The following is a 24800-nucleotide window of genomic DNA, read 5'->3' as shown; positions in this document are numbered from 1 at the left end:
CACGGGAACTTTTTCCCTGCACCCTTGGTCGCAGAGATATCAGGCTTTGGTCTTATGGACGACGCGGCGCGCGCGGGTTCAAGCTTGTCGCATGACCATCAAACATCATATCGGGGCGCTTGCCCTTGCCGTGGCTTCGCTGGCGATGTCGTCCCAGCACGCTGCGGCGCAGGATTTGACACCCGGCCCCGCCGCGTGGTTCGGCATCCATTTCATCGACACCTCGACCGAGGGTGACATCAATGGCCCCCGCCAGGATGAAACCGACCGTGTCGCCATGACCGAGGATTACGTGGCCGGCCTTTTGACCGAACGCGGTTTCACACTGACCGAACCCGCCCCCGAAGACGTCGCCCGCATCAGGAACCCCGCCCATTCCAACGGCGCCGACACCCGGATCGCCGCGGAAATGGGGTCGCGCTATGCCATCACCGGCGAGGTGCAGAAGACCTCGAACCTGATCCAGTCGGTGAACCTGCGCATTCGCGATGCCGAAACGGGGCAGACGCTGCGGGCGGGGGCGGTCGATATCCGCGGCAATACCGACGACGCCTTTCAGCGCGGCTATCGCTATCTGTTGAAGAACATCATTTTCCGGGAGGATACCAAGGAATGAGGAAGACCCAGCTTGTTGCAGCGACGCTTGGCGCGGTGATGGCCATGACCGGGATCGCATCCGCGCATGGCCCGTCACGTCTGAAGACCGAGCAGAGCGTCGTGCTGGACGCCACCCCCGCCGAAGTGTGGGAGGTCATCGGACATTTCGACGACATGAGCTGGCACCCCGCCGTGGCATCGACCGCAATGACGCCCGAGGGCGCAGCCGCCGATGTTCCCGACGAATCGACCCGCGTCCTGACTCTGGCCGCCGAAGGCGATCCGACGATCACCGAACAGCTGATGGCCATCGACAATGACAAGATGAGCTATAAATACATGATCACCGAGGTCGATACGGCAGTCCTGCCGGTCACCAACTATTCCTCGACCCTGATGGTCAAGGACAAGGATGGCCAAGCCGAGGTGACGTGGAAGGGAGGCTTCTATCGTGGCTTTCCGAACAACGATCCCCCGGCCGAACTGAACGATGATGCAGCCATCGCGGGGGTCGACGGCATCTACAAGTCTGGTCTTGATGCCTTGGCCGAACGGTTCGGCAAGGCAGAATGAGGCTGCCCCTGCTGCTGGCGCTGCTTGCATCCCCGGTCATGGCCGGGGATCTTGCGTTCGTGACCTCGCAGAACGGGAATGCGCTGTCGGTCGTCGATCTTTCCACGGGCGACGTTACTGCCGAAGTGGTCATTCCCGACGCCCCTGCCCCTGTCGCGTATGATGCGACAAGTGGTCGGGTTCATGTCATCGCCGCCAATACCGGGCGGCTGCATGTGCTGGACAAGGCGGGCCGACTGCTGTTGCAGGCGGATCTGGGCGAAGGGGCCTTTGGAATCGCGACCGGGCCGGACGGTGCTCTCTTCGTCGCGGACTGGTTCGGGGCGCGGCTGATGCGGCTGGACCGCGATTTGCAGACCCTCTGGCAGGTCGCCACTGGTCCCGCGCCCGCAGGCGTGGCGGTCAGTGCCGAAGGTGCGCTGGTGGCCACCGCCGATCGCGATGCCGATGCGGTCGGCATCTTCGACGCGACCACGGGTGATCTGCTGCATCGGGTCGCCACTGCCGGTCCGCATCCCTTCGGGATCACGTTCCATGACGGGCTGATCTGGACGGCGGATGTGATGGGGGACCGCGTTTCGGTCATCGATCCGGTTGCCGGGCGCCTGGTGGGGCAGATCCCGACCGGCAGCCACCCCTATGCCGTGGCCTTTGCGGCGGGGCGTGGCTTTGTCACCAATCAATATGACGGCAGCGTCACGGTCTTTGATGCCGACAGCCACGCGGTCCTGGCCACTGTTGCCGTCGGGGATTATCCCGAAGGCATATCCCCCCTGCCCGACGGCAGCGCTGTGGCCATCGCCAACTGGGACAGCGACACGCTGAGCATTCTTGATGCGACCGACCTGACGGTGACCATGACGGTGGATCTGCCGTCGGGACCGCGGGCCTTTGGCGTCTTCACGGGACCGCCGTGACCAGCGACGCGCCCCCTTCCGCCAGCCAGTCATCCGTGCCGCCTGGAAACCAATAGACCGGAGAGAACCCCCATTCGACCGCACGGCGGGCGGCGTTCCAGCTCATCCAGCATTCTTCGCGGCAAAAGATGACCAGTGGCCGGTCGCTGTCCCCCTGTGCGGCAGTCAACCCGTCGCGCAGACGGACCTGTTCCTCGGGGGACAGCGCCTGATAGCCGGTATTCCACAGCCAGATCGCGCCCGGAATGGTCTGATGCGGAGGTTCGCGCCAGATCGTTCCTTCCGGCAGGCCCTCGGGGCGCAAGGTGCGCGGAAAGACGTCGACAAAGATGGCCTGCCCGGCCTCGTGCAAGTCCAAGGCCTGACTGCCATCGATGACCTGCGCGCCCTTCAGGGTATCCGGAACGGGCGCGCGGTAAGGCTCTCCGCGATAATCGCCCGGTTCGGGAATGCCTTCGGCGGCGGCAGGCAGGGCCAGCAGCGCAGCCAGCACCGCCGCGCGGATCATGGCATTACCTGCTTGCCGAAATCATCCACCAAAGGCACGCCCGCTTCGTGCAGGATCTGGTTGATGCCGTCCTGGTTGCGGCGGATCAGGCTGTTCAATTCCCGTTTCCATTCCTGCTCTTCCAGCCGGACACCCATGGTGATGCGGTAAAACAGCCTGGGATTGCCGTCTTCATGCAGCAGGGGGGTGAATTGCAGGTCCGGATCGTCCTTGACCAAGGGCCCGGCCAAGGGTCCCCACAAGACGGCGATGTCCAGATCGCCGGATCGGATATTGTCCAGCATGTCGCCCGTGGGGTCCTGGACGCGCCGGTCGACGAACAGGTCGGCCCCGCGCATGTTCGCCGCCAGACCGTTTCGCGCCAGATGGGTCGCGGGCGGCGTGCCTGCGACGACACCGATATCGGCATTCTTCAACGCCGGGTCCGACAGCCGGTCGACCCGAGCCAGATCGCCGTCGCGCCGCGTCACCAGCCCATAGACCGAGGTGTAGTAATGGTTGGTGTTCTGCACCAACTCATCACCCTGGGCATAGCCGATGACGACATCACAGGTCCCCGCACGCAGCGTCTTGGTGATGAAACCCATGCCCGATGGGAACCAGGCATAGGTGACGGGCCTGTCCAGCAACTGCCCGAAATACTCGGCCAGCTTGTTTTCGAACCCCGTTCCGTCACGCGTGGTGACGGGGGCATTGGCGGGGTCGGCGCAAACGCGGAACTGGTCGGCCGACCTCAGGTCGGCAACCTGGGCCGATGCGGGGACTGCCGCCATGGCAGCCAGCATCAGCCCCTGTCGGAGGATACGCATCACATCTCCATGCAGGAATCTTCAAGCGCGGTGTATTCCTCGGGCTTGTCGGCACGTTCGGCGGGACGGCCGCGACCGATCGTTTCAGTGCCGTGGGCGACCAGATACGTGTAGATGTCGTCGATATAGCACCAGACGTTCTTGTTGGTGCCAAAGGCCGGCATGACCGAATTGGTGCCTTGCCGTCCGGATGCCACGACCTCCATGAAGTCGTAATAATCCATGCGCAGCACCGATTCCTTCAGGGCGGGCGCATAGGTCGATCCTTCGCCGTCGGGACCGTGGCAGACATGGCATTCGGCATGGTAACGGCGGAAACCGTTGAATGTGGCGAAATCGACGACGCCATCTTCCACCTTGAAGGTGGGGATGCCTTCGTCATTGCGCCAGCGACCATCCGTCATTTCGACCGCATCGGTGCTTTGGCCGTTTGCCAGGACGTGCGCGCCCTCGGCGGCGGACTGACCGTCCGAGCCCTGGGCTTCGGTGGTCTCTGCGTCGGGGCTGTCCGGCGCGGCTTCGGTTTGCGCCATGGCACTGGTCGCCAAGGTCGCACCAAGAACCAGCGCGGTCAGGCTGGTGATGGCTTTCATCATGGATATCCTCCCATTCATCGGTCTGCCTGCTCTCCTCAAAACAGAACCGCCCCGAGCTTAACCCCGGGGCGGCCCTTTCACAGATCAACTTCCAGTTTCCGGAACGAAAGTATTAGCCGTTCGTGGCACCTTCGGCCGGGGCTTCCTCTTCCATCGGGGCGGCTGCGGGTGCGTCGGCTGCACCTTCACCGGCCGGCTGTCCCATCGAGGCCGGTTGTGCGGTCGCATTGCCGTCACCCGGCAGTTCGAAGACCGTCAGCTGGCCGCCCAGTTCGGTATAGTCGCTGAGTGCGGCGTATCCGCCCACGGCGCCCAGACCGTCATTGGGGTTGGTCAGACCGGCCGCCAGGCCGATACCTGCCCAGCCGCCCACGCCCGAGAGGACGGCGATATATTGCTTGCCGTCATGTTCATAGGTCATGGTGTTGCCGATGATGCCCGACGGCGTCTTGAAGCTGTAGAGCTCTTCGCCAGTTTCGGCGTCGACTGCCTTCAGGTAACCTTCCAGTGTACCGTAGAACACCACGTCGCCCGCGGTGGCCAAGGCACCCGACCAGACCGAGAACTGCTCGGGCAGGGACCACTTGATCTCGCCTGCAGTCGCATCCCAAGCGATGAAGTTACCCATGCCGCCATGGCTGTCGGGGGCCGGATACATCGACAGCGTTGCGCCGACATAGGGCTGACCCGCGGTATAGGCGACGCGGAAGGGTTCGTAATCCATGCAGACGTGGTTGGTCGGCACGTAGAACAAACCGGTCTTGGGCGAATAGGACGCCGGCTGCTGGTCCTTGGAGCCCAAGGCCGCCGGGCAGACGCCCGTGGTGTTGGTGTCCTCGCCATTCTGCGAGGTCGAGTATTCCGCAACCACCTGCGGACGGCCGTACTGGTCGGATTCCTTGTCCATCACGACTTCGGTCGCCCAGTTGACGGCGGGGTCGTATTTCTCGGCGACCAGCAGTTCACCCGTCTCGCGGTCCAGTGTATAGCCGAAGCCGTTGCGGTCGAAGTTCACCAGCAATTTGCGCATTTCCCCGTCGATTTCCTGATCGACAAGGATGTTCTCGTTCACGCCGTCATAGTCCCATTCGTCATGCGGCGTCTTCTGATAGAACCACTTGGCCTCGCCGGTATCGGCGTCGCGGGCCATGATGGTCATCGACCACTTGTTGTCGCCCGGACGCTGGCTGGGGTTCCAGGTCGAGGGGTTGCCGGTGCCGTAATAGACCAGGTTCAGATCCGGGTCATAGCTGAACCAGCCCCAGGTCGTCCCGCCGCCGATCTTCCACTGATCGCCTTCCCAGCTGTTCAACGAACTGTCCGCGCCGACGGGCTTGCCCAGCGACATGGTCGTTTCGGGGTTCACCAGCATTTCCTCGTCCGGGCCGACCGAATAGGCCTTCCAAGCTTCGGTGCCGTCGGCAAGGTTATAGGCTGTCACGCGGCCACGAACGCCATACTCACCGCCCGACACGCCGACGATGACCTTGTCGCCCACGGGCAGCACGGTGGCGGTGTTGGTCTCGCCGACCGAAGGATCACCGGTCTTGATCGACCACTTCTCCTCGCCGGTCTTGGCGTCCAGCGCCACCAGCGTGGTGTCGGCTTGGTGCGACAGGATCATCCCATCGGCATAGGCGACGCCGCGGTTCACGGTGTCGCAGCACATCACGGCAATGACTTCGGGATCCTGCTGGGGTGTGTGGCGCCACAGGATCTTGCCATTGTCGTTCAGGTCAAGCGCGAAGATATTGTTGGGGAACGGGGTGTGGACATACATGATGTTGTCCACCACCAGCGGGCCGCCTTCATGGCCGCGCAGCACGCCCGTTGAGAAGGTCCAAGCCACGCGCAGATCGCCGACGTTGTCGCGCGTAATCTGGTCAAGCTCGGAATAGCGCTGGTTGGCATAGTCGCCCGTCTGGATGGCCCATTGTTCCGGCTTGGCCGTCTCGGTCAGAACGCTTTCGTTGGCGTAAGCCGACGCGCCCGTCAAAAGCAGCGCGACTGCCGCGCTGTTCAACAGCTTTTTCATTGAGATGCTCCTCCGCTGGATTTTGTGCCGCGGTGTTTCCTCCTCCCGCGGCTGTCCATAATCCAAGTGTTGGGCGGGCATCCCCTTGCGTCAATCGAACGCCCTGCCCTTTGCCCCTAAAGTCTGATGGGCAAACGGCAAGGCGTCCGGGAAGTTTCGGCAAACGGCTTAAAGGAGGCGATCGGCGTGCCAGAAGACGTGATCGCCCATGAAGCTTTGCACGAAGAAGTAGCTGTGGTCGTAACCCGGCTGCATGCGGAACTGGCCGGGCTGGCGGCGCTCCATCATGGCATGGGCCAGCGATTCGGGCTTCAGCAGGTCCAGGAACTGATCGCCGCTGCCTTGGTCGATCAGAATCTCGCCGGGATAGCCGCGTTCGCGCATCAGCAGGGTCGCGTCATGGGCCCGCCATGCGTCACGGTCATCGCCCAGATAAGCCGTCAGCTGCTTTTGGCCCCAATCGGATTCGCTGGGGTGGGCGATGGGCGAAAAGGCCGAGACGCTGCGATAGCGGTCGGGATGGGTCATCGCGATGGTCAGCGCGCCATGCCCGCCCATGGAATGGCCGGTGATGCCCATCGCGTCGCGGTCGATGGCAAAGTTGTCGCCGACCAGTTCGGGCAGTTCATGGACGATGTAATGCCACATCTGAAAGTTCGACTTCCACGGGTCCTGCGTGGCGTTGACATAGAAACCCGCGCCCTGCCCCAGATCATAGGCGTCATCGTCGGCCACGCCCTCGCCGCGGGGCGAGGTGTCGGGAAAGATGATCGCGATGCCGGCCTCGTCGCAATATTGCTGGGCGGCGGCCTTGGTCATGGCATTTTCATGGGTGCAGGTCAGGCCCGACAGATACCACAGGACCGGGACGCGACCATATTGCGCGATCTCGGGCAGGAAGACCGCGAATGTCATGTCGGTCCCCGTCGCCTGCGAACGATGGCGATAGACGCCCTGCGTTCCGCCAAAGCTGCGGTTCTCGGAAAGGGTCTCTAGGCTCATGGGGTCTCTCCCTTCAAGGTCTGGAACATGACCAGCCCGTCGACCGGCCCATGCTGTGGGTGAAGAAACGCAGCCGGAAGCCGCCCGACAATGGCAAATCCGGCCTTCTGCCACAAATGGACGGCATCTTGGTTGGTCGAGACGACGAAATTGAACTGCATTGCCCGGAAACCCTGATCGACGGCCCAGGTCTTGGCATGGTCCACAAGGCTGCGCGCAATGCCCTTGCCGCGGGCATCGGGATGGGTGGCAAAGGATGCATTGGCCACATGCGAACCGCCTGCGGGGCGGTTGGCGCCGACATGGCTGGTGCCCAGGATGCGGCCATCCAGTTCGGCCACGAAGGCGGTGAAGGGTCGGGCGAACCAATCCTGCAGCGCTTCGTCACGTTCCACGTCGCGCGGCATGCAATAGGTCTCACCGGCGCGATAGACCGGGCGCAGGATGTCCCAGATCGCGTCATGATCGTCTTTGGTCGCGGGGCGGATCACCGCCCCGCCATCGGTCGTCATGCCAGTTCATCCACGCTGCGGATGACCTTGCCCAGCAGGCCATAGTCCAATGCTTCCTGGGTGTTCAGCCAGAAGTCGCGGTGGGTATCTTGCTCGATCTTCTCGACCGACTGGCCGGTGGCATCGGCGAAGATGTGGTTCAGGCGATCGCGCATCAGGCGCACCTGTTCGGCCTGGATCATCATGTCCGAGGTCGTTCCACCGATCCCGCCCGAGGGCTGGTGGATCAGGAAGCGGGTGTTGGGCAGGCAGTAGCGGTTTTCCTTTTCCGCCGCGACGAAGATCAGCGCGCCCGCGCTTGCCACCCAGCCCGAACCGATGGTGCGTACGGTGGGGCGGATGAACTTGATCACATCGTGGATCATGTCGCCCGATTCCACGTGACCGCCAGGCGAGCTGATCAGCATGTTGATGGGTTCGTCGCTGTCCTCGGCCAAGGCCAGCAGATGCGCGACGGTGCGCTGCGCCAGCTTGTCGTTGATCGGGCCGGCAACGATCACCGTGCGCGACTTGAAGTAGAGTTTGCCGATCTTGTCGCCTTCCGGCAGACCCAGACCACCGTCCTTGTCGCCCTTGGGCTGGCGGTCGTCGTCTTCTTCGTGATCGTCGTCGTCATCCAGCCACTGATGGCGCATGGGCCTGCTCCTTGTTCTTACTCATGCCGACGGCGGGACCGCGCGGCCCCGCCGTCCTTTTACCTAAGCAGCGATGAAGGATCAGTAAAGGACGACCGAGCGGATCGATTCACCCTTGTGCATCAGATCGAAGCCCTTGTTGATGTCATCCAGCGACATGGTGTGGGTGATCATCGGGTCGATCTCGATCTTGCCTTCCATGTACCAGTCGACGATCTTGGGAACGTCGGTCCGCCCGCGCGCGCCGCCAAAGGCCGTGCCCTTCCAGACGCGGCCGGTGACCAGTTGGAACGGACGGGTGCTGATTTCCGCGCCGGCTGCCGCCACGCCGATGATGACCGACACGCCCCAGCCCCGGTGGGTGCATTCCAGCGCGTCGCGCATCACCTTGGTGCTGCCGGTGGCGTCAAAGCTGTAATCCGCGCCGCCGATCTGGTCGAAGGGGGTCTTGGTCATCTCGACGATGTGTTGGACGATGCCGCCTTCGATTTCCTTGGGGTTGACGAAATGGGTCATGCCGAAACGCTCGGCCATTTCCTTCTTGTCGTTGTTCAGATCGACGCCGATGATCATGTCGGCGCCCGCCAGGCGCAGGCCCTGGATCACGTTCAACCCGATGCCACCCAGGCCGAAGACGACCGCCTTGGCACCGATTTCCACCTTGGCAGTGTTGATGACCGCGCCGATTCCGGTGGTCACGCCGCAGCCGATATAGCAGATTTTGTCGAAGGGCGCGTCCTCGCGGACCTTGGCGACCGCGATTTCCGGCAGCACCGTGTGATTCGCGAAGGTCGAGCAGCCCATGTAGTGATAGATCGGCGTGCCATCCAGCATGCTGAAGCGCGTCGTGCCATCGGGCATCAGGCCCTTGCCTTGGGTCGCGCGGATCTTGGTGCACAGGTTCGTCTTGCCCGACAGGCAGGACGCGCATTCGCGGCATTCGGGGGTATAAAGCGGGATCACGTGATCGCCGACCTTCAGCGAAGTGACGCCCTCGCCCACCTCGACCACGACGCCGGCGCCTTCATGGCCCAAGATGGCGGGGAAGATGCCTTCCGGGTCGTCGCCCGAGCGGGTAAATTCGTCGGTGTGACAGATGCCGGTGGCCTTGATCTCGATCATGACCTCGCCGGCCTTGGGGCCTTCCAGGTTGACCTCCATCACTTCCAGCGGCTTGCCAGCCTCGAGGGCTACGGCGGCACGGGTTCTCATAGTGTCGTCTCCTATCGCTCAGGTCGGGCGTTGGTCAGGCGGAAGGGGCCGGTTGGCGGCCCCTCTCCTGTTGTCAAGGTTGTGGACGATCCGGTTCAGGCAGGCAAGGCACCCGACCGCTTGGCGACATGGGTCGCGATCGCGTCCATCAGGGGTGGCGACAGGGCATCATAGGGCTCCAGTCCCAGCTCGCGCAGGCGCGACCTGATGCCATCCATCCGCGACGGATCGACCCCGGATTCGATGACCGAACTGACGAAGGCGGCAAATTCCGGCGCCGACCAGCCGCTGTCCCCCGACAGCTCGGTATGCACGAAATCAAGGCCGTAGAACGGATGGTCCTTGTTCTCGATCCGACCGAACATGTGGACGCCGCAGTCGCGGCAGCGATGCCGCTGGATCGCGGCCGATTCGTCGACGATCTCCAGCTTGTCTTCGTTTTCAAGGACGCGGACACTGTCGCGCGACACGACGGCGACCTGACTGAAGGTCGCCCCATCGGGCTTCCAGCATTTGGTGCAACCGCAGACATGATTATGGGCCGTCTGCGCGCCGACCGAGACCTTGACCGGATCCGTGCTGCAGTGGCAGGTCAGGGTTCCGCCCGAAAAGCCCGAGTTCCCCTGTTTGACGCCGTGATCCACGGCGGGGTGAATCTTAACGTCTTCAGTGCTGGTCATGGTCCCCTCCTCCAGTTGACCGAACGTTGGTCAGGGTCGCGCCGATGGGAACATTCGGCAAGTGAGAGGAAGGTTGTAGCAGCCCGCGCCGACCAGGGGCGCGGGCCGATGGCAAGGCTCAGCTTGCCGGGGTCGAGGACACGCCGACCTTGGCCGGGCGCAGCAGGCGGTCATGCAGGCGGAAACCGTTATCCATGACCTGGATGACTTCGCCCGCGGTGGTTCCGGGCGCAGGGGCCTCGAACATGGCTTCGTGGAAGCTGGGGTCGAACTTTTCGCCCAGCTCGGGGCGGATGATCGTAATGCCATGCTTGGTAAAGACATTCGACAATTCGCGCAGGGTCAGATCGACCCCTTCGATCAGGGCCGAAGCGGCGGCGCGCTGTTCATCGGTCGCGGCGTCCAAGGCGCGGGTCAGCGCGTCATAGACGGGCAGCAGGTCACGCGCCAGGCGCGAGCCGCCATAGTTTTCCGCGTCGCGACGATCCTTGTCGGCCCGCTTGCGCGAGTTTTCCGCATCGGCCAGTGCGCGCATCCACTTGTCGCGCAATTCGTCGCGTTCGGCCGTCAGGCGCGCGACCTCGTCATCCTGGGCGGCCAGCGGGTCGTCCAGAAATTCATCCATCGGCTGTTCGTTCTGCTCGGTCATGTTCTTCATCCTTTCCGGCCAGACAGCACCCGCCCGACCAGCTGCGCGGTATAATCGACGATCGGCACGATCCTGCCATAATTCAGCCGGGTCGGTCCGATGACTCCGACCGCGCCTACAATCTTACGGTCGGCATTCATATAGGGTGAAACGACCAGAGCGGAACCCGAAAGTGAAAAAAGCTTGTTTTCCGACCCGATGAAGATGCGAACGCCCTCGCCGCGTTCGGTCAGGTCCAGGAAGTCGACGATGTCGCGCTTGCGTTCCAGATCGTCGAACAGCACCCGCACCCGGTCGATATCGGCGACCTCGCTGTCCAGCAGATGCGACCGGCCCCGCACGATCAGCCGCGGATCGGCGGATTCGGCCCCCCAGAGCGCGATGCCCGATTCGACCAGTTCCGCCGCCAGCACGTCCAGTTCGCGCCGTCGGGTGGTGATCTGCTGGGCCAGCTGGCCGCGCAGTTCGGCCAGGGTCTTGCCCTCGGCCATGGCATTGAGAAAATTCCCCGCCTCGCGCATCGATGACGGCGTCTGGCCTGGCGGCGGCGTAAAGATGCGGTTTTCCACGTGACCGTCGGCAAAGACCAATACCACCAGCGCGCGGTCCGGCCCAAGGCTGACGAATTCGATGTGTCGGATCGGGGCCTCGTGCTTGGGCATCAGGACCAGGCTGGCCCCGCGCGTGATCGAGGATAGGGCCGTGCTGACCCGGTCCAGCAACACGCCGGTTTCGGGATCGTCATTGCCAAGCGTCTGGTCGATGGCCGCCCGGTCCTGGGGCGCGACCTGATCGACCTCCATCATCCCGTCCACGAAAAGGCGCAGGCCCTGTTGGGACGGCATCCGCCCCGCCGAGGTATGCGGACTGTCCAACAGCCCCATGAATTCCAGATCCTGCATCACGTTGCGGATCGTCGCGGCGCTGACCTTTTCCGTCAGTGCCCGCGTCAGGGTGCGCGAACCGACAGGCTCGCCCGTGTCCAGATAGCTTTCGACGACCCGGCGAAAGACTTCGCGGGACCGATCGTTCAGCTGGTTCAGCAGCGTTTCCTGGCTCATGTGCCTCGTGGGGTTGCGTGACGGTGCCCTCGGGCGATATTGGGCGGGTAATCTTCACGAAAAGGATGAATCATGCGCCCCTCTGGCCGGAATCTAAGCGAAATGCGCCCGATTTCAATTGAAACCGGGGTGATGCGCCACGCCGAAGGGTCATGCCTGATCCGTTGCGGCGATACGCACGTCCTTTGCACGGCCTCGATCGAGGATCGTCCGCCGCGTTTCCTGAAGGGCACCGGCCTTGGCTGGGTCACGGCCGAGTATGGCATGCTGCCCCGCGCCACGAACAGCCGCAATCGTCGCGAAGCCGCATCGGGCCAGCAAACCGGCCGCACCCAGGAAATCCAGCGCCTGATCGGGCGCAGCCTGCGTGCGGGCATCGACCGTTCGGCCTTGGGTGAACGGCAGATCACCATCGATTGCGACGTGATCCAGGCCGATGGCGGCACGCGCTGTGCCTCGATCACCGGCGGTTGGGTCGCGCTGCGCCTGGCGGTGAACAAGCTGCTGAAGGCGGGCACCATCACCACGGACCCGATTATCGATCACGTCGCGGCGGTCAGCTGCGGCCTTTATGCGGGTCAGCCGCTGGTCGATCTGGATTACGCCGAGGACAGCGAGGCCGGCACCGACGGCAATTTCGTCCTGACGGGTGCGAACCGCCTGATCGAAGTGCAGATGTCGGCCGAGGGCGCGACTTTCACTCGGGATCAGATGAGCCAGCTGCTGGACCTGGCCGAAGGCGGCATGGCCGACCTGGTCGCCGCGCAGAAGGCCGCCATCGCATGAGGAAGTTCACCGAAAAGCGCCTGCTGGTCGCCACCCATAACGCCGGCAAGCTGGCCGAGATGCGGGCCCTGCTGGCGCCCTATGGCGTCGAAGTCGTCGGCGCCGCCGAGATGGGCCTTGGCGAACCCGCCGAGACCGAGGACAATTTCATCGGCAACGCGCGCATCAAGGCCCGCGCCGCGATGGAGGCCACCGGCCTGCCCGCCCTGTCCGATGACAGCGGCATCAGCGTCGATGCGCTGAACGGCGCCCCCGGCGTCTATACCGCCGATTGGGCCGAGACCGGAAATGGCCGCGATTTCCCCATGGCCATGAACCGCACCTGGGACGAGCTGGAGGCCGTGAACGCCCCCACCCCGCGGCTTGCGCAGTTCCGCTGCACGCTGGTCCTGATGTGGCCCGATGGGCATGACGAGGTCTTTGAAGGCGTGCTGCCCGGTCAGGTCGTCTGGCCGCCGCGTGGTGCCGAGGGTCACGGCTATGACCCGATCTTCATGCCCGACGGGTACGACGTGACCTTGGGCGAGATGGCGCCCGAAGCGAAGAATGAACTGAGCCATCGCGCCATCGCCGTGGAAAAGATGATCAAGGCCGCCTTTACCTGACGGCTGCGGCCCGTCCCGGTGATTGGGGCGGGCCGGCAATTCAGGACGGACGCCCCCGCCAACCGGGGGAACAGGATATTCCCGACATGACCCCGACTTCCAACGACTGGCGCGCAGGTGGCTTTGGACTGTATGTCCATTGGCCCTTCTGCGCCGCGAAATGCCCCTATTGCGACTTCAACAGCCATGTCGTCGCCCATGTCGACCAAGCCCGATGGGCGAAGGCGCTGACGTCCGAGATCGCACGGCTGGCGGCCGAGATTCCCGACCGCCATCTGGGCAGCATCTTTTTCGGGGGCGGAACGCCGTCATTGATGATGCCCGAAACCGTCGATGCGGTCATCCGGGCGGCGCAGGCAGGCTGGGGCTTCACGAATGACATCGAAATTTCGCTGGAGGCGAATCCCACCAGCGTGGAAAAGGCGCGTTTTCAAGGTTTTGCGGATGCCGGGGTGAACCGCCTGTCCATGGGCATCCAGGCCCTGAACGATGACGACCTGCGCCGGTTGGGCCGCATGCATTCGGTCGCCGAGGCCCGCGCGGCCTTCGATGTGGCGCGCGACACTTTTGGACGGGTCAGCTTCGATCTGATCTATGCGCGGCAGGGACAGGACCGGGCAGCATGGCGGGCCGAGCTGCGAGAGGCCTTGTCCATGGCCGTCGACCACCTGTCACTGTATCAACTGACGATCGAGCCGGGGACCGCCTTCGGTGCCCGCGCCGAAATTGGCAAGCTGCGGGATCTGCCCGATGATGATCTGTCCGCCGACATGTATGCCGACACGCAGGAAAGCTGCGCCAAGGCCGGCATGAATGGCTATGAGACGTCGAACCACGCGGCACCGGGCTCTGAAAGCCGCCACAACCTTGTGTACTGGCGGCAGGGTGATTGGGCCGCCGTCGGCCCGGGCGCCCATGGTCGCCTGACCCTGCCCCATGGCCGCGTCGCGACCGAAGCCCATCGTGCGCCCGGTGCCTGGATCGATGCCGTCGAGCATCACGGAACGGGCGAGCTGCCGCGAGAGTTCATTCCCCATGAAGAACAGGCGACCGAGTATCTGTTGATGGCGATGCGCCTGAGCGAGGGAATGGACATGGACCGCTTTGCCGCTTTGGCAGGTCAGCCGCTGAGGCCGGAGGCGATCGCGTCACTGGCCGATCTTGGCATGGTCCGGGCGATTGAAAACCGATTGCAGGCGACCGATGCCGGACGCCCCGTCCTGAACGCAATCCTGCGCGAACTGGCCCTCTGATCCATGCGACGCAGATTGTGGCTGATGATCGGCTGGCTGTTCATGAGTATGGGCATCATCGGCATTGCCCTACCCGTGGTTCCGACCGTGCCGTTCTTGCTGGTGGCGGCATGGGCATTCGCGCGATCCTCTCCGGTGTTGAAACAACGGATACTGGATCATCCGACTTATGGTCCGCCGGTTCGTGCTTGGCAGGAACGCGGCGCAGTGGGTCGTGTGGCGAAAATATGGGCGGTCTCGGCCATGTCCGCCGGGGTGGCCTTGTCGTGGTGGGTCGGAATGCCAGATTGGGTTGTCGCAGTTCAGGGCGCGATCTGTGCCAGTGTCGCGATTTTCCTGATTACGCGCCCTTGTGCCTGACGCATAGGTCTGCTGGAAGACGTGACCGCCCCCACCAGATAAGGTGTCAGCCTCGTCCGCCCAGAAGCTGACAAAGTTGGTCGAGCTGATCTAGGTCCTTGTAACTAATCACCAAATCGCCGCTGGCATCGCTTTTGTGGCTGATCTGGACCTTCATCTTCAAATGCGCGGTCAGATCGCCTTCCAGAGCACGGGTATCGGCGTCCTTTTCACCCGCTGAACGCCCTTTGGACCGCGGTTTGTCCGGCGTCGGCTCGGCAAGCTTGCGCACCATCTCTTCGGTCTCGCGAACCGACATGCCCTTTTCGATGACACGGCGTGCCAGTTGCGTGGCATTCGGTGCCGTGATCAAGGCCCTGGCGTGGCCTGCGCTCAGCTTGTTGTCCTTGACCATGTCCTGAACGGGTTCGGGAAGGTTAAGAAGGCGCAACAGATTCGCGATATGGCTGCGGCTCTTGTTCAGCGCTTCCGCCAGCCGTTCCTGGGTGTGTCCGAAGCGGTCCATCAACTGACGGAAACTGGCGGCTTCTTCGATGGAATTCAGATCTGCGCGCTGGATGTTTTCGATGATGGCAACTTCCAGAACCTCGGTATCCGACATGTCACGGATAATGACCGGGAGTTCATGGAGTTGCGCCATCTGCGCCGCACGCCAGCGCCTTTCGCCGGCAACAATCTGATACAGCCCCTGATCTTGCGGATGAGGGCGAACGATCAAGGGCTGCAAGACACCCCTCTGCTTGAGGGATGCCGCAAGTTCCTGCAAAGCTTCGGGGTCGAAACTGCGACGGGGCTGGTCAGGGTTGGCCGTAATCTGTTCGATCGGGATCAGAACACGATCCTTCATCGCAGGGGCCGGCGTATTCGGCGCAGGATCGGAAAGATCCATGTCGGCCATCAGGGCGGACAAACCGCGACCAAGCCCCCGCTTTGCTGCTTTGCTGTCAGACATCACGCCGCCTCCGTCACCAGTTTCAACCGTCCGCAAAATTCTTCGGCAAACTGTCTGTAAGCCAAGCTGCCTTTTGAATTCGGATCATAGCTGAGGACCGGTTGCGCATGCGATGGCGCCTCGGAAACGCGGACATTGCGCGGGATCACGGTCGGATAGACCAGATCCCCCAAGGTTTCGCGAACGTCGGCTTCGACCTGTTGGGAAAGATTGTTGCGGTAGTCCGACATTGTCAGCAGAATCCCGTTGATTCGCAAAGCCGGATTGGCAGTCTGGCGGACATGCTTGACGGTCCCAAGAAGCTGAGACAACCCCTCTAACGCATAGAATTCAGCCTGAAGCGGGACCAGAACACTGGTTGCAGCGACCATGGCATTGACCGTCAACAACCCCAACGCGGGCGGGCAATCGATCAGAACGATCGTTCCGGCCGGTGCCTGGCGCAGTTGCTTGCTGAGCAGACGCATGCGATCCGGTGTCTGTGAAAGTTCAACATCTGCGGAAGCCAAATCTGATGTCGCAGGCACGACTTTAAGATTCGGGATATCTGTCGCCATCGCGGCCTGAACCAACCCGGCCTCACCGGTCAGTAGGTCATAGACGGTGAACTCTCTTTGATCCGTCGTCAAGCCCAGTCCCGTGGACGCGTTACCCTGCGGATCAAGGTCCACCAGAATGGTTGGCCAACCGGCTTGGGCCAAGGCGGCGCCAAGATTGACCGCTGTCGTCGTTTTCCCGACTCCCCCCTTTTGGTTTGCGATTGCGACGATATGCTGCTCACGCATGAGAGACTCCGGATATTTTCAGAATTGCGGCTTCTGGATCAGTTCTACTGGTAAATGTTTCAAGATCAAACTGCCAATCGTCTTTCGCCTCTTTGACCTCATCGCGCCAAGACCGGCCCTTCATCAGAAGCGCGGTTCCAGCCAGGGACAGATGACGTTCAACGAATTTCAATAGAAGCGGCAAGGCTGCCAATGCGCGTGCTGACATGACATCGGCCCCTATAGGTGCAAGGGTTTCAATTCTTTCGCTGATCACGGATATGTTGGTCAGGCCCAGTTCTCTGGCGACGGTGCGTAAGAATTGGCATTTACGTTTGTCGCTTTCCACAAACGTAAATGCAGCGGGCTCATTCCGGTAGGCAATGGCCAAGACCAACCCGGGCAGGCCGCCCCCACTGCCGATGTCAACCCATTTTCCCGTTGGTCGATGGATGATGTCAACCAGCTGCAGACTGTCTTCTATGTGGCGAAAGCGAAATTCTTCCAAAGTCGCAGGAGCAACCAAATTGATTTTCGGGTTCCAGACGCGGGTGATCGCCTCATACTTGCGAAACAATTCTTCTGTTTCACGTGAAACATTCATCATGCCGACGCCCGCTGTTTTGATTTCAACATGGCGATCAGCAGCGTCAGCGCCGCTGGCGTCATTCCCTCAATCCTTTCCGCATCAGCAAGCGTCGCTGGACGATATTCGGAAAGCTTCCGAACCAATTCTGCGGATAGTCCACCAATCAAGGAATAATCGATATGGTCGCCCAAAACGGTGCGTTCATTCGCTCGTATCGAAATTGCATCCCGTTGCTGTCGATCCGTATACTGGGAATAAAGGGCATCGTTTCTGAGCTGATCCAGTGTTTCACGTGAAACATCCGCCAATTCGGAAACCACGCCAGCCAACAAAGCATGATCGATCTCTACCATTCCCAGCAAGGTAAAGGCAGACCTCATCTGTCCATCAAGGCGAACCTTGAACCCCGCCTTCGCCAGATCATTCGGTGATAGTTTGACGCCCTCCAGCATACTCCTTGCCGTATCATATGCACCCTGTCGAGCTTCGTAGCTTTCCTGACGTTCAAAACCGATGCAACCCAGTTCCAAGCCAATCGGAGTCAGTCGCTGATCAGCATTGTCGGCGCGAAGGCTCAGGCGGAACTCGGCGCGTGATGTAAACATGCGATAGGGCTCCGTCACCCCGCGCGACACCAGATCGTCGATCATGACACCGATGTAGCTTTGCGTTCTGCTGAAGGTATATCCATCACGACCTTGGGCATATAGCGAGGCATTCAATCCTGCGACTAGACCCTGCCCGGCGGCCTCTTCATACCCTGTCGTGCCATTGATCTGCCCGGCCAGATAAAGCCCTTTAACAGAACCAACCGCTAAGGTTCTATTGAGGCTGGTTGGGTCCACGAAATCATACTCGACCGCGTATCCAGGCTGAAGAATGACTGCATTCTTCAATCCGACAATCGAATGAATATACTCCTCTTGAACATCCAACGGCAGCGAAGTTGAGATGCCGTTAGGGTAGACCGTGTCATCCTCCAAGCCCTCTGGTTCCAAGAATATCTGATGAGATTCCTTATCCGCAAACCTGACGACCTTGTCCTCGATCGACGGGCAATATCTTGGCCCCCTGCCGGAAATATGCCCACCATACATGGCAGATCGATTTAGGTTATCGCGGATGATGGCATGGGTGCGTGCGTTGGTATGTGTAATTCCGCAAGAAATCTGCGGCGCATCCGGTGCGGAGTTTAGATAGGAAAACACAACCGGCTGCTCGTCGCCGGGCTGCATCTCCAACGCCGACCAATTAATGGTTTTCCCATCCAAACGGGGGGGTGTGCCGGTCTTTAGTCGAGAGGTTGGCAGACCGAATTTTTGCAACGAACGGGCCAAGCTATTTGAGGCATCATTGCCCCATCGTCCCGCCTGACGGCTGACATCACCAATATGAATGACACCGTTCAAAAATGTCCCGGTAGTCATAACGGTCGCCTTCGCGGTGATGGACTGCCCATCTGCCATCATGACACCAGAAACGATGGCTTTACCACCGATGAACGATGCGACCTCGCCGAAGATCAGTTCAACGCCCGGATAGTTGCTCAGAATATCCCACGCGACCTTGCGATAGATCTTGCGATCCATCTGTGCCCGCGGTCCTTGAACCGCTGGCCCTTTGCGACGGTTCAACAATCTGAACTGTATCCCGGCCTTATCTGCGATCCGACCCATGATGCCATCCAAGGCATCTACTTCACGCACCAAATGACCTTTGCCCAATCCACCGATGGCAGGGTTGCAGGACAAAGTTCCAATATCTTCCTTGCGCATCGTGATAAGGGCAACAGATGACCCCATTCGGGCAGCCGCAGTTGCTGCCTCTACACCGGCATGACCTGCCCCGATAACGATGACATCGAAATGTTTCACGTGAAGCAATCCTTATTTCCCGATGCAGAAGGACAGGAATATCTTGTCAAGGTAGTCCTCGGCATCGATTCGGCCAAGCAACCTATCCAAAGCGTGATTAGCCTTGCGAAGCTCTTCGGCCAAAAGCTCGACCGGTAAGTGATGCGTGTTCTCAAGCGCATTCGCCGCCATCTGCAGCTCATTCAACTGACGCTCATGGCTGACAATGCCCGCACCCGCCACTCTATCTTTCAACCTGTCAAAGATCTGATCCAGCACGGCATCAATTCCCGCCCCCGTCACAGTGGAAATCGCCTGTTCGGTCGCACCGGACAAGTCGGCCTTGCCGCGCAGTACGATATCCCCTGGATGCCAAAGATCTACAATTGCATCACCGCTGTCGGACAAGTGAACCCGCAGATCAGCCGCGAAGGCTCTTTCGCGCGCGCGCTCAATCCCGGCGAGTTCGATCTCATCCTCGGATAGACGCAAACCTGCCGTATCCAAAAGCGTGACAGGCAAACCCTTAAGATCCAGTCGTAATTCGATCACGTCACGGGTCGTGCCAGCTACGGTCGAGACAATTGCAACATCGCGCCTTGCTATCCTATTGATAAAGCTCGACTTTCCGGCATTCGGCGGCCCGACGATCGCAACCTCGAAGCCTTGCCTGATGCGCTCTGCCGCCGAAAAGCCTGCAATTTCCCTGCTGATTGACGCATGTAGACGTTCAATCAATGCATAGGCTTCCGCAGGAACCTCGTCAGGGACATCTTCATCGGCGAAATCCACGCTGACTTCAACGAGGGCTCCCGCCTCAACCAACCAGGACCGCCATTCGGCGGTTCTTGTGGCAAGTTCCCCGCTGGTCGCCCGCATGGCCAGCCTGCGCTGTGCTTCCGTCTCGGCAGCAAGAAGATCGCCCAGACCCTCAATCTCGGCAAGATCCATGCGCCCGTTCAGGAAAGCGCGTCGTGTAAACTCACCCGCTTCTGCCAAACGGGCACCGTGTTCCAGCAACGCGGTCGACACCCGGCGCGCGATGACCGGTGCACCGTGCAGATGCAGCTCGACCACTTCCTCTCCGGTAAAGCTTTGACCGTCCTGGAACCACATCGCCAGAACCTGATCGACTGTCTCATCGTCGATCGTCAGGTTGCGGAAATATGCATGGCGCGGCGTCTTCATCGAACCGACCAAACCTTCGGCAACCGCCCGGGCGCCTTCACCGCTCAGTCGAATGACGGAAACTCCCCCCCGCCCGGGCGGGGTGGCTTCGGCGAAGATCAGGTCCATGTCTGCCTCGTCAGGCGTTCATCGAGTCGAAGAACTCGGAGTTGCTCTTGGTCTGCTTCAGCTTCGAGATTAGGAATTCCACCGCATCGGTCGTCCCCATCGGGTTCAGGATTCGGCGCAGAAGATAGGTCTTTTGCAGATCCTTGCTGTTCACCAGAAGCTCTTCCTTGCGCGTTCCGGATTTCAGAATGTCCATCGCCGGGAAGACGCGCTTGTCGGCGACCTTGCGGTCCAGCACGATCTCGCTGTTACCCGTGCCCTTGAACTCCTCGAAAATGACCTCGTCCATGCGCGATCCTGTGTCGATCAGGGCTGTCGCGATGATGGTCAGGCTTCCGCCTTCCTCAATGTTGCGTGCGGCACCAAAAAATCGCTTAGGACGCTGCAGTGCATTCGCATCGACACCACCGGTCAGAACCTTGCCCGAGCTGGGGACGACAGTGTTGAATGCCCTACCAAGTCTTGTGATAGAATCAAGCAAGATGACAACATCTCGCTTATGCTCTACCAGCCGCTTGGCCTTTTCGATCACCATTTCCGACACTGCCACGTGCCGGCTGGCCGGCTCGTCGAAGGTCGAAGACACGACTTCGCCACGCACGCTGCGCTGCATGTCGGTGACTTCCTCGGGGCGTTCGTCGATCAGCAAAACGATCAAATAGCACTCAGGGTGATTCTTCTCGATCGAATTGGCGATATTCTGCAGCAGAACCGTCTTGCCGGTCCGCGGCGGCGCCACAATCAAGGACCGCTGGCCCTTCCCGATCGGCGCAACCAGGTCGATGATCCGGGCGCTGCGATCCTTGATCGTGGGATCCTCGATCTCCATCGTCAGGCGGTCATTGGGATAAAGCGGGGTCAGGTTGTCGAAGGCCACCTTATGGCGAGCCTTTTCAGGCTCCTCGAAGTTGATCTGCTCGACTTTCGTCAGCGCGAAATAGCGTTCGTTGTCGCCGGGCGCGCGAATCACGCCCTCGACGGAATCACCGGTGCGCAGCGAATGCTGGCGGATCATGTCGGGGCTGACGTAAATATCATCGGGACCGGGCAGATAGTTCGCCTCGGTCGACCGCAAAAAGCCGAATCCGTCCTGAACGACCTCCAAGACGCCTTCGCCGCCGATATCCCAGCCCTCTTCGGCATGCTCCTTCAGGATCGAGAACATCATCTCGCCCTTGCGCATGGTCGAGGCGTTCTCGATTTCCCATTCCTCCGCCATGGACAGCAGATCGGCCGGGCTTTTGGCCTTCAGGTCAGAGAGATTGAGGCGTTCTTCGGTCATATTGGCGCAAACTTTCAGCCGCACGACGAATCGTTCGGGGAAGGAAAAGTATTCTGGGAATCCTGCACCGGACGGCCAGGGTTGCGGGGCATTTAAGCGCCGCCCCGCCACGAGTCAATCTTTTCGATCAGAACTTGACGATCACCGCGGTGACGATCGCCACCATCAGCAGGGTCGGCAATTCATTCATCATCCTGTAGTTCCTGCCTGATTTCGCCTTTCCCTGCGACAATCTGCGGCGCTCGGCGGCGCACCACATGTGAAATGCGCTCATCCCCACGACGCCCGCCGCCTTGACCCAGGGCCAGATCAGCGACCAATCGACGATTCCCGGCGTCATCACCATGGTCAGACCGCTGATCCAGGTCGCGATCATGGCCGGGTTCATGATCACGCGCAGCAACTTGTCTTCCATGACGACAAAGCTGGACCGCGGCTCGGCCAAGTCTGCGCCCCGTTCGGCGTGATAGACGAACAACCTGGGCAGATAGAACAGCCCTGCCATCCAGGAAATGACGGCCATGACATGAAATGCCTTCACCCATGGATAGATCACGAACAGCCAGTCGAACATGCGCACCTCTCTTCTTCTCACTTAAATAAAAGAAAGAAGAAAAGGAATGTTGTTGAAGTAGGGGCTGTGGATAGCAGGATTATCGTGTTTTTCACAAACGCATCCCCAGAATCTCCGCCTGTGGATAAACGTGTTGAAAATTTCGATCGTGAAAAGAAAATCTTTTGTAAACAAAGTTATCTTGTGTGGATAAGTTTGCGGATAATGATTTGGCGAACGATTCGTCCACAATCGGCGATCTGGACGACATCAAGTTGTGCACCTGTGGATCAGCAGGGTGGGTTCGCGCTTCGTTCCAGGGTGAAATTCAGCACCTGACAGGGATTGACGCAGTTGCCACCAAGCGCCGGGCCGATTCCCCCCGCTTTTTGTCCACAGGGTTCGGCAGCCCATGGATGTTCCGGGGCGCGCCTTCCGGGCCACAAGCCGCGTCTTGTGCATTCTTTGGCCTTTTTTCGCGGCATTTTGGGACTTAGGCTGGCAGGACCACGAAGCCGCCAGCGACAAGGTCCCCATGACGGACGAGATTCCCGCCAGCCAGATCATTCACGCCCCCCTGGCCGGGGTGATCGGCATGCCCATTGCCCATTCCCGGTCCCCGCGTCTTCATGGACATTGGCTGAAACGCTATGGGCTGGCGGGCCATTACGTGCCGATCCCGGTGATGCCCGAACACCTGGCCGAGGTTTTGCGTGTGCTGCCCCGCGCGGGCTTTGTCGGTGCCAACGTGACCATCCCCCACAAGGAGGCCGTGCTGACCCTGGCCGATACGGTCACCGACCGTGCCGCGCTGATCGGCGCGGCAAATACGCTGATCTTCCGTCCCGATGGCAAGATCCACGCCGACAACACTGACGGCTATGGCTTCATCGCCAATCTTCGCCAATCCGCCCCCGACTGGCAGCCTGCCGCCGGTCCGGCAGCTGTCATCGGCGCGGGCGGGGCTGCGCGGGCGGTCGTGGCTTCGCTTCTGGACAGCGGCGTCAGGGAATTGCGGATCACCAACCGCACACGTCTGCGGGCCGAACAGATCAAGGCCGAATTCGGCGCCCGGCTGGTGGTCTATGATTGGGCGCAGGTCGGTCACATGCTGGAAGGCGCGATGACGGTGGTCAATGCCACCTCGCTTGGGATGGAGGGCAAGCAGCCGCTGCGGGTACCGCTGGATGCGCTGTCGCCCGACGCCCTTGTCACCGATCTGGTCTATACGCCGCTGATGACCCCCCTGCTGATCGACGCCAAGGCCCGCGGGTGTCACGTCGTCGACGGCCTGGGCATGCTGCTGCATCAGGCGGCCCCCGGATTCGAGCGCTGGTTCGGCCAGCGCCCCGAAGTCGATGACGAAGTACGCCGGATCGTCCTGGAATGACCTATGTCCTTGGCCTGACCGGCAGCATCGGCATGGGAAAATCCACCACTGCGCAGATGTTTCGCGACCTTGGCCACCCGGTCTGGGACGCGGACGAAGCCGTCCACATGCTCTATGCCGAACAGGGGGCGGCGGTCGCGCCGGTTTCCGCGATGTTTCCCACGGCACTGTCCGGTGCCATGATCGACCGGGCGGCCTTGCGGCAGGTCCTGGCGCGCGACGATCAGGCCCTTGCGCGGCTGGAGGCCATCGTCCATCCGCTGGTGGCGCGCGATCGCCAGGATTTCATTGCCATGAATGCCGATGCCCCGCTGGTGGTGCTGGACATCCCGCTGCTGTTCGAAAGCGCCAGCCCCCCCGATCTGGATGGCGTGGCGGTCGTCTCGACAGATGCGACGACGCAGCGCGACCGGGTCATGGCGCGGCCCGGCATGACCGATGACAGCTTCGCGATGATCCTTGCGCGCCAGATGCCCGACGCCGATAAGCGGGCCCGCGCGGATTGGATCATCCCCACCGAAACGCTGCAGGGCGCCCGCGCCGCCGTGCAGCAGATCGTCTCAGAGGTCACTTCCCATGCGTGAGATCGTCCTGGATACGGAAACCACCGGTTTCGACGCCGAAAACGGCGACCGCATCGTCGAGATCGGCGCGCTGGAGCTGTTCAACCACCTGCCCACCGGCAAGACCTTCCACGTCTACATCAATCCCGAACGCAGCATGCCCCAAGGCGCCTTCGAGGTGCATGGCCTGGGCGACGAATTCCTGGCCGACAAACCCAAATTCGCCGAGGTGGCGCAGGGATTCATCGACTTCATCGCCGATGACGCCCGGCTGGTGATCCACAATGCCAGCTTCGACATGAAATTCCTGAATGCCGAACTGAAACGCGCGGGCCATAGGCCGATTCCGTTCGAACGCGCCCTGGACACGCTGATGATCGCGCGGGAACGCTTTCCCGGCTCTCCGGCGACGCTGGATGCGCTTTGCCGCCGCTTCGGGGTCGACAACTCGAACCGCGAATTGCACGGCGCACTTCTGGACAGCGAATTGCTGGCCGAGGTGTACCTGGAGCTGATCGGCGGCCGCCAGCCCGACCTGGTGCTGGCGCAGGCGGGTAAGGACGACGACGAACCCGGCATCGACGGCCAGATGCGCCCCCGCGCACAGCGCCCCAAGCCCCTGTCCCCCCGCCTGACCGAAGCCGAGGCGCAGGCGCATGCCGATTTCGTGGCCAAGCTGGGTGCGGAATCGGTTTGGGCGCGTTACCAGGCAGGCTGACGCCAGCCTTGCGCCCGTAGCCTTGCGGCATCATGCTGGCGAAAAAGGGA

General features: G+C 61.3%; 28 protein-coding genes. 10 read left to right on the top strand and 18 right to left on the bottom strand.

Going from position 1 to position 24800, the window contains the following annotated elements:
• Positions 1–91 precede the first annotated feature (91 nt).
• Genes DKT70_RS04430 through DKT70_RS04420 form a run of 3 tightly spaced genes read left to right on the top strand, consistent with a single transcriptional unit; the run spans position 92 to position 2087 of the window.
• Positions 92–616 (top strand): DUF3280 domain-containing protein, encoded by a 525-nt coding sequence (locus DKT70_RS04430; RefSeq protein WP_111558010.1) that lies wholly within the window; start codon positions 92–94, stop codon positions 614–616.
• On the top strand, positions 613–1170 hold the full coding sequence (locus DKT70_RS04425) for an SRPBCC family protein (protein ID WP_111558009.1): 558 nt from the start codon (positions 613–615) through the stop codon (positions 1168–1170). The genes DKT70_RS04430 and DKT70_RS04425 overlap by 4 nt, the downstream gene beginning before the upstream one ends.
• Positions 1167–2087 (top strand): YncE family protein, encoded by a 921-nt coding sequence (locus DKT70_RS04420; protein ID WP_111558008.1) that lies wholly within the window; start codon positions 1167–1169, stop codon positions 2085–2087. Before DKT70_RS04425 ends, DKT70_RS04420 begins: the two co-directional genes overlap by 4 nt.
• On the opposite strand, the gene DKT70_RS04415 is transcribed toward DKT70_RS04420, so the two are convergent.
• The 11 genes from DKT70_RS04415 to hrcA all read right to left on the bottom strand — a co-directional run bounded on the left by DKT70_RS04415 (position 2071) and on the right by hrcA (position 11786).
• Positions 2071–2595, bottom strand: a complete 525-nt coding sequence (locus tag DKT70_RS04415; RefSeq protein ID WP_111558007.1) for a PQQ-dependent catabolism-associated CXXCW motif protein — start codon at positions 2593–2595, stop codon at positions 2071–2073. The two genes, DKT70_RS04420 and DKT70_RS04415, sit on opposite strands and share 17 nt — an antisense overlap.
• Positions 2592–3404 (bottom strand): quinoprotein dehydrogenase-associated putative ABC transporter substrate-binding protein, encoded by an 813-nt coding sequence (locus DKT70_RS04410; RefSeq protein WP_111558006.1) that lies wholly within the window; start codon positions 3402–3404, stop codon positions 2592–2594. Before DKT70_RS04410 ends, DKT70_RS04415 begins: the two co-directional genes overlap by 4 nt.
• Positions 3404–3997, bottom strand: a complete 594-nt coding sequence (locus DKT70_RS04405) for a c-type cytochrome, methanol metabolism-related (protein ID WP_233490416.1) — start codon at positions 3995–3997, stop codon at positions 3404–3406. The genes DKT70_RS04410 and DKT70_RS04405 overlap by 1 nt, the downstream gene beginning before the upstream one ends.
• 115 nt (positions 3998–4112) lie before the next feature.
• Positions 4113–6035: a methanol/ethanol family PQQ-dependent dehydrogenase gene (locus DKT70_RS04400; protein WP_111558005.1), complete on the bottom strand. Its 1923-nt coding sequence runs from the start codon at positions 6033–6035 to the stop codon at positions 4113–4115.
• 168 nt (positions 6036–6203) lie between these two features.
• Positions 6204–7037 carry an S-formylglutathione hydrolase gene (gene fghA, locus DKT70_RS04395; protein WP_111558004.1) on the bottom strand — a complete coding sequence of 278 codons (834 nt, stop codon included), beginning with the start codon at positions 7035–7037 and terminating at the stop codon, positions 6204–6206.
• A complete protein-coding gene (locus DKT70_RS04390) occupies positions 7034–7549 on the bottom strand; it encodes a GNAT family N-acetyltransferase (protein WP_111558003.1) in 516 nt (171 codons plus the stop codon). Before DKT70_RS04390 ends, fghA begins: the two co-directional genes overlap by 4 nt.
• The gene (locus tag DKT70_RS04385) at positions 7546–8184 is read right to left on the bottom strand and encodes an ATP-dependent Clp protease proteolytic subunit (protein ID WP_111558002.1); all 639 of its coding nucleotides are present in this window, start codon (positions 8182–8184) and stop codon (positions 7546–7548) included. Before DKT70_RS04385 ends, DKT70_RS04390 begins: the two co-directional genes overlap by 4 nt.
• A gap of 81 nt (positions 8185–8265) precedes the next feature.
• Positions 8266–9396 (bottom strand): S-(hydroxymethyl)glutathione dehydrogenase/class III alcohol dehydrogenase, encoded by a 1131-nt coding sequence (locus DKT70_RS04380; protein ID WP_111558001.1) that lies wholly within the window; start codon positions 9394–9396, stop codon positions 8266–8268.
• A 95-nt stretch (positions 9397–9491) separates the two neighbouring features.
• Positions 9492–10076: an S-(hydroxymethyl)glutathione synthase gene (gene gfa, locus DKT70_RS04375; RefSeq protein WP_111558000.1), complete on the bottom strand. Its 585-nt coding sequence runs from the start codon at positions 10074–10076 to the stop codon at positions 9492–9494.
• Between the two features lie 118 nt (positions 10077–10194).
• Positions 10195–10701, bottom strand: coding sequence for a nucleotide exchange factor GrpE (locus tag DKT70_RS04370; protein ID WP_371328435.1), 507 nt, complete (start codon positions 10699–10701; stop codon positions 10195–10197).
• Between the two features lie 29 nt (positions 10702–10730).
• Complete coding sequence (gene hrcA, locus DKT70_RS04365; RefSeq protein ID WP_111557999.1) at positions 10731–11786, bottom strand: heat-inducible transcriptional repressor HrcA; 1056 nt, start codon at positions 11784–11786, stop codon at positions 10731–10733.
• A 72-nt stretch (positions 11787–11858) separates the two neighbouring features.
• Here hrcA and rph point away from each other — a divergent pair, with 72 nt between their 5' ends.
• The 4 genes from rph to DKT70_RS04345 all read left to right on the top strand — a co-directional run bounded on the left by rph (position 11859) and on the right by DKT70_RS04345 (position 14790).
• On the top strand, positions 11859–12572 hold the full coding sequence (gene rph, locus DKT70_RS04360) for a ribonuclease PH (RefSeq protein ID WP_111557998.1): 714 nt from the start codon (positions 11859–11861) through the stop codon (positions 12570–12572).
• Positions 12569–13177, top strand: coding sequence for an RdgB/HAM1 family non-canonical purine NTP pyrophosphatase (rdgB, locus tag DKT70_RS04355; protein ID WP_111557997.1), 609 nt, complete (start codon positions 12569–12571; stop codon positions 13175–13177). The genes rph and rdgB overlap by 4 nt, the downstream gene beginning before the upstream one ends.
• Before the next feature lie 86 nt (positions 13178–13263).
• A complete protein-coding gene (gene hemW / locus DKT70_RS04350; RefSeq protein ID WP_111557996.1) occupies positions 13264–14430 on the top strand; it encodes a radical SAM family heme chaperone HemW in 1167 nt (388 codons plus the stop codon).
• Positions 14431–14433: 3 nt separating this feature from the next.
• Complete coding sequence (locus DKT70_RS04345; RefSeq protein ID WP_111557995.1) at positions 14434–14790, top strand: YbaN family protein; 357 nt, start codon at positions 14434–14436, stop codon at positions 14788–14790.
• Between the two features lie 46 nt (positions 14791–14836).
• Here DKT70_RS04345 and DKT70_RS04340 read toward each other — a convergent pair whose 3' ends face one another.
• From DKT70_RS04340 to hemJ, 7 genes are all read right to left on the bottom strand, one after another.
• On the bottom strand, positions 14837–15742 hold the full coding sequence (locus DKT70_RS04340; RefSeq protein WP_111557994.1) for a ParB/RepB/Spo0J family partition protein: 906 nt from the start codon (positions 15740–15742) through the stop codon (positions 14837–14839).
• Positions 15742–16527, bottom strand: a complete 786-nt coding sequence (locus tag DKT70_RS04335) for a ParA family protein (protein ID WP_111557993.1) — start codon at positions 16525–16527, stop codon at positions 15742–15744. The genes DKT70_RS04340 and DKT70_RS04335 overlap by 1 nt, the downstream gene beginning before the upstream one ends.
• Positions 16520–17113: a 16S rRNA (guanine(527)-N(7))-methyltransferase RsmG gene (gene rsmG, locus DKT70_RS04330; protein ID WP_325048028.1), complete on the bottom strand. Its 594-nt coding sequence runs from the start codon at positions 17111–17113 to the stop codon at positions 16520–16522. Before rsmG ends, DKT70_RS04335 begins: the two co-directional genes overlap by 8 nt.
• Positions 17110–18969: a tRNA uridine-5-carboxymethylaminomethyl(34) synthesis enzyme MnmG gene (gene mnmG, locus DKT70_RS04325; RefSeq protein WP_407672189.1), complete on the bottom strand. Its 1860-nt coding sequence runs from the start codon at positions 18967–18969 to the stop codon at positions 17110–17112. Before mnmG ends, rsmG begins: the two co-directional genes overlap by 4 nt.
• A 12-nt stretch (positions 18970–18981) precedes the next feature.
• A complete protein-coding gene (gene mnmE, locus DKT70_RS04320) occupies positions 18982–20244 on the bottom strand; it encodes a tRNA uridine-5-carboxymethylaminomethyl(34) synthesis GTPase MnmE (RefSeq protein ID WP_111557991.1) in 1263 nt (420 codons plus the stop codon).
• Between the two features lie 10 nt (positions 20245–20254).
• Entirely contained in the window at positions 20255–21526 is a 1272-nt protein-coding gene (rho, locus tag DKT70_RS04315; RefSeq protein ID WP_108500774.1) for a transcription termination factor Rho, read from the bottom strand.
• 127 nt (positions 21527–21653) lie between these two features.
• The gene (hemJ, locus tag DKT70_RS04310; RefSeq protein ID WP_111557990.1) at positions 21654–22100 is read right to left on the bottom strand and encodes a protoporphyrinogen oxidase HemJ; all 447 of its coding nucleotides are present in this window, start codon (positions 22098–22100) and stop codon (positions 21654–21656) included.
• 514 nt (positions 22101–22614) lie between these two features.
• Here hemJ and DKT70_RS04305 point away from each other — a divergent pair.
• From DKT70_RS04305 to dnaQ, 3 genes are read left to right on the top strand one after another with little or no spacing between them, the layout of a single operon-like run.
• Positions 22615–23469 (top strand): shikimate dehydrogenase, encoded by an 855-nt coding sequence (locus DKT70_RS04305; RefSeq protein ID WP_111558208.1) that lies wholly within the window; start codon positions 22615–22617, stop codon positions 23467–23469.
• Positions 23466–24053, top strand: a complete 588-nt coding sequence (coaE, locus tag DKT70_RS04300; protein ID WP_111557989.1) for a dephospho-CoA kinase — start codon at positions 23466–23468, stop codon at positions 24051–24053. Before DKT70_RS04305 ends, coaE begins: the two co-directional genes overlap by 4 nt.
• Entirely contained in the window at positions 24046–24750 is a 705-nt protein-coding gene (dnaQ, locus tag DKT70_RS04295) for a DNA polymerase III subunit epsilon (protein ID WP_072296752.1), read from the top strand. Before coaE ends, dnaQ begins: the two co-directional genes overlap by 8 nt.
• Positions 24751–24800 lie beyond the last annotated feature (50 nt).

Source organism: Paracoccus sediminilitoris, from assembly GCF_003259195.1.
Taxonomy (GTDB): Bacteria; Pseudomonadota; Alphaproteobacteria; order Rhodobacterales; family Rhodobacteraceae; genus Paracoccus; species Paracoccus sediminilitoris.
This window is presented reverse-complemented; position numbering and strand designations above follow the sequence as displayed.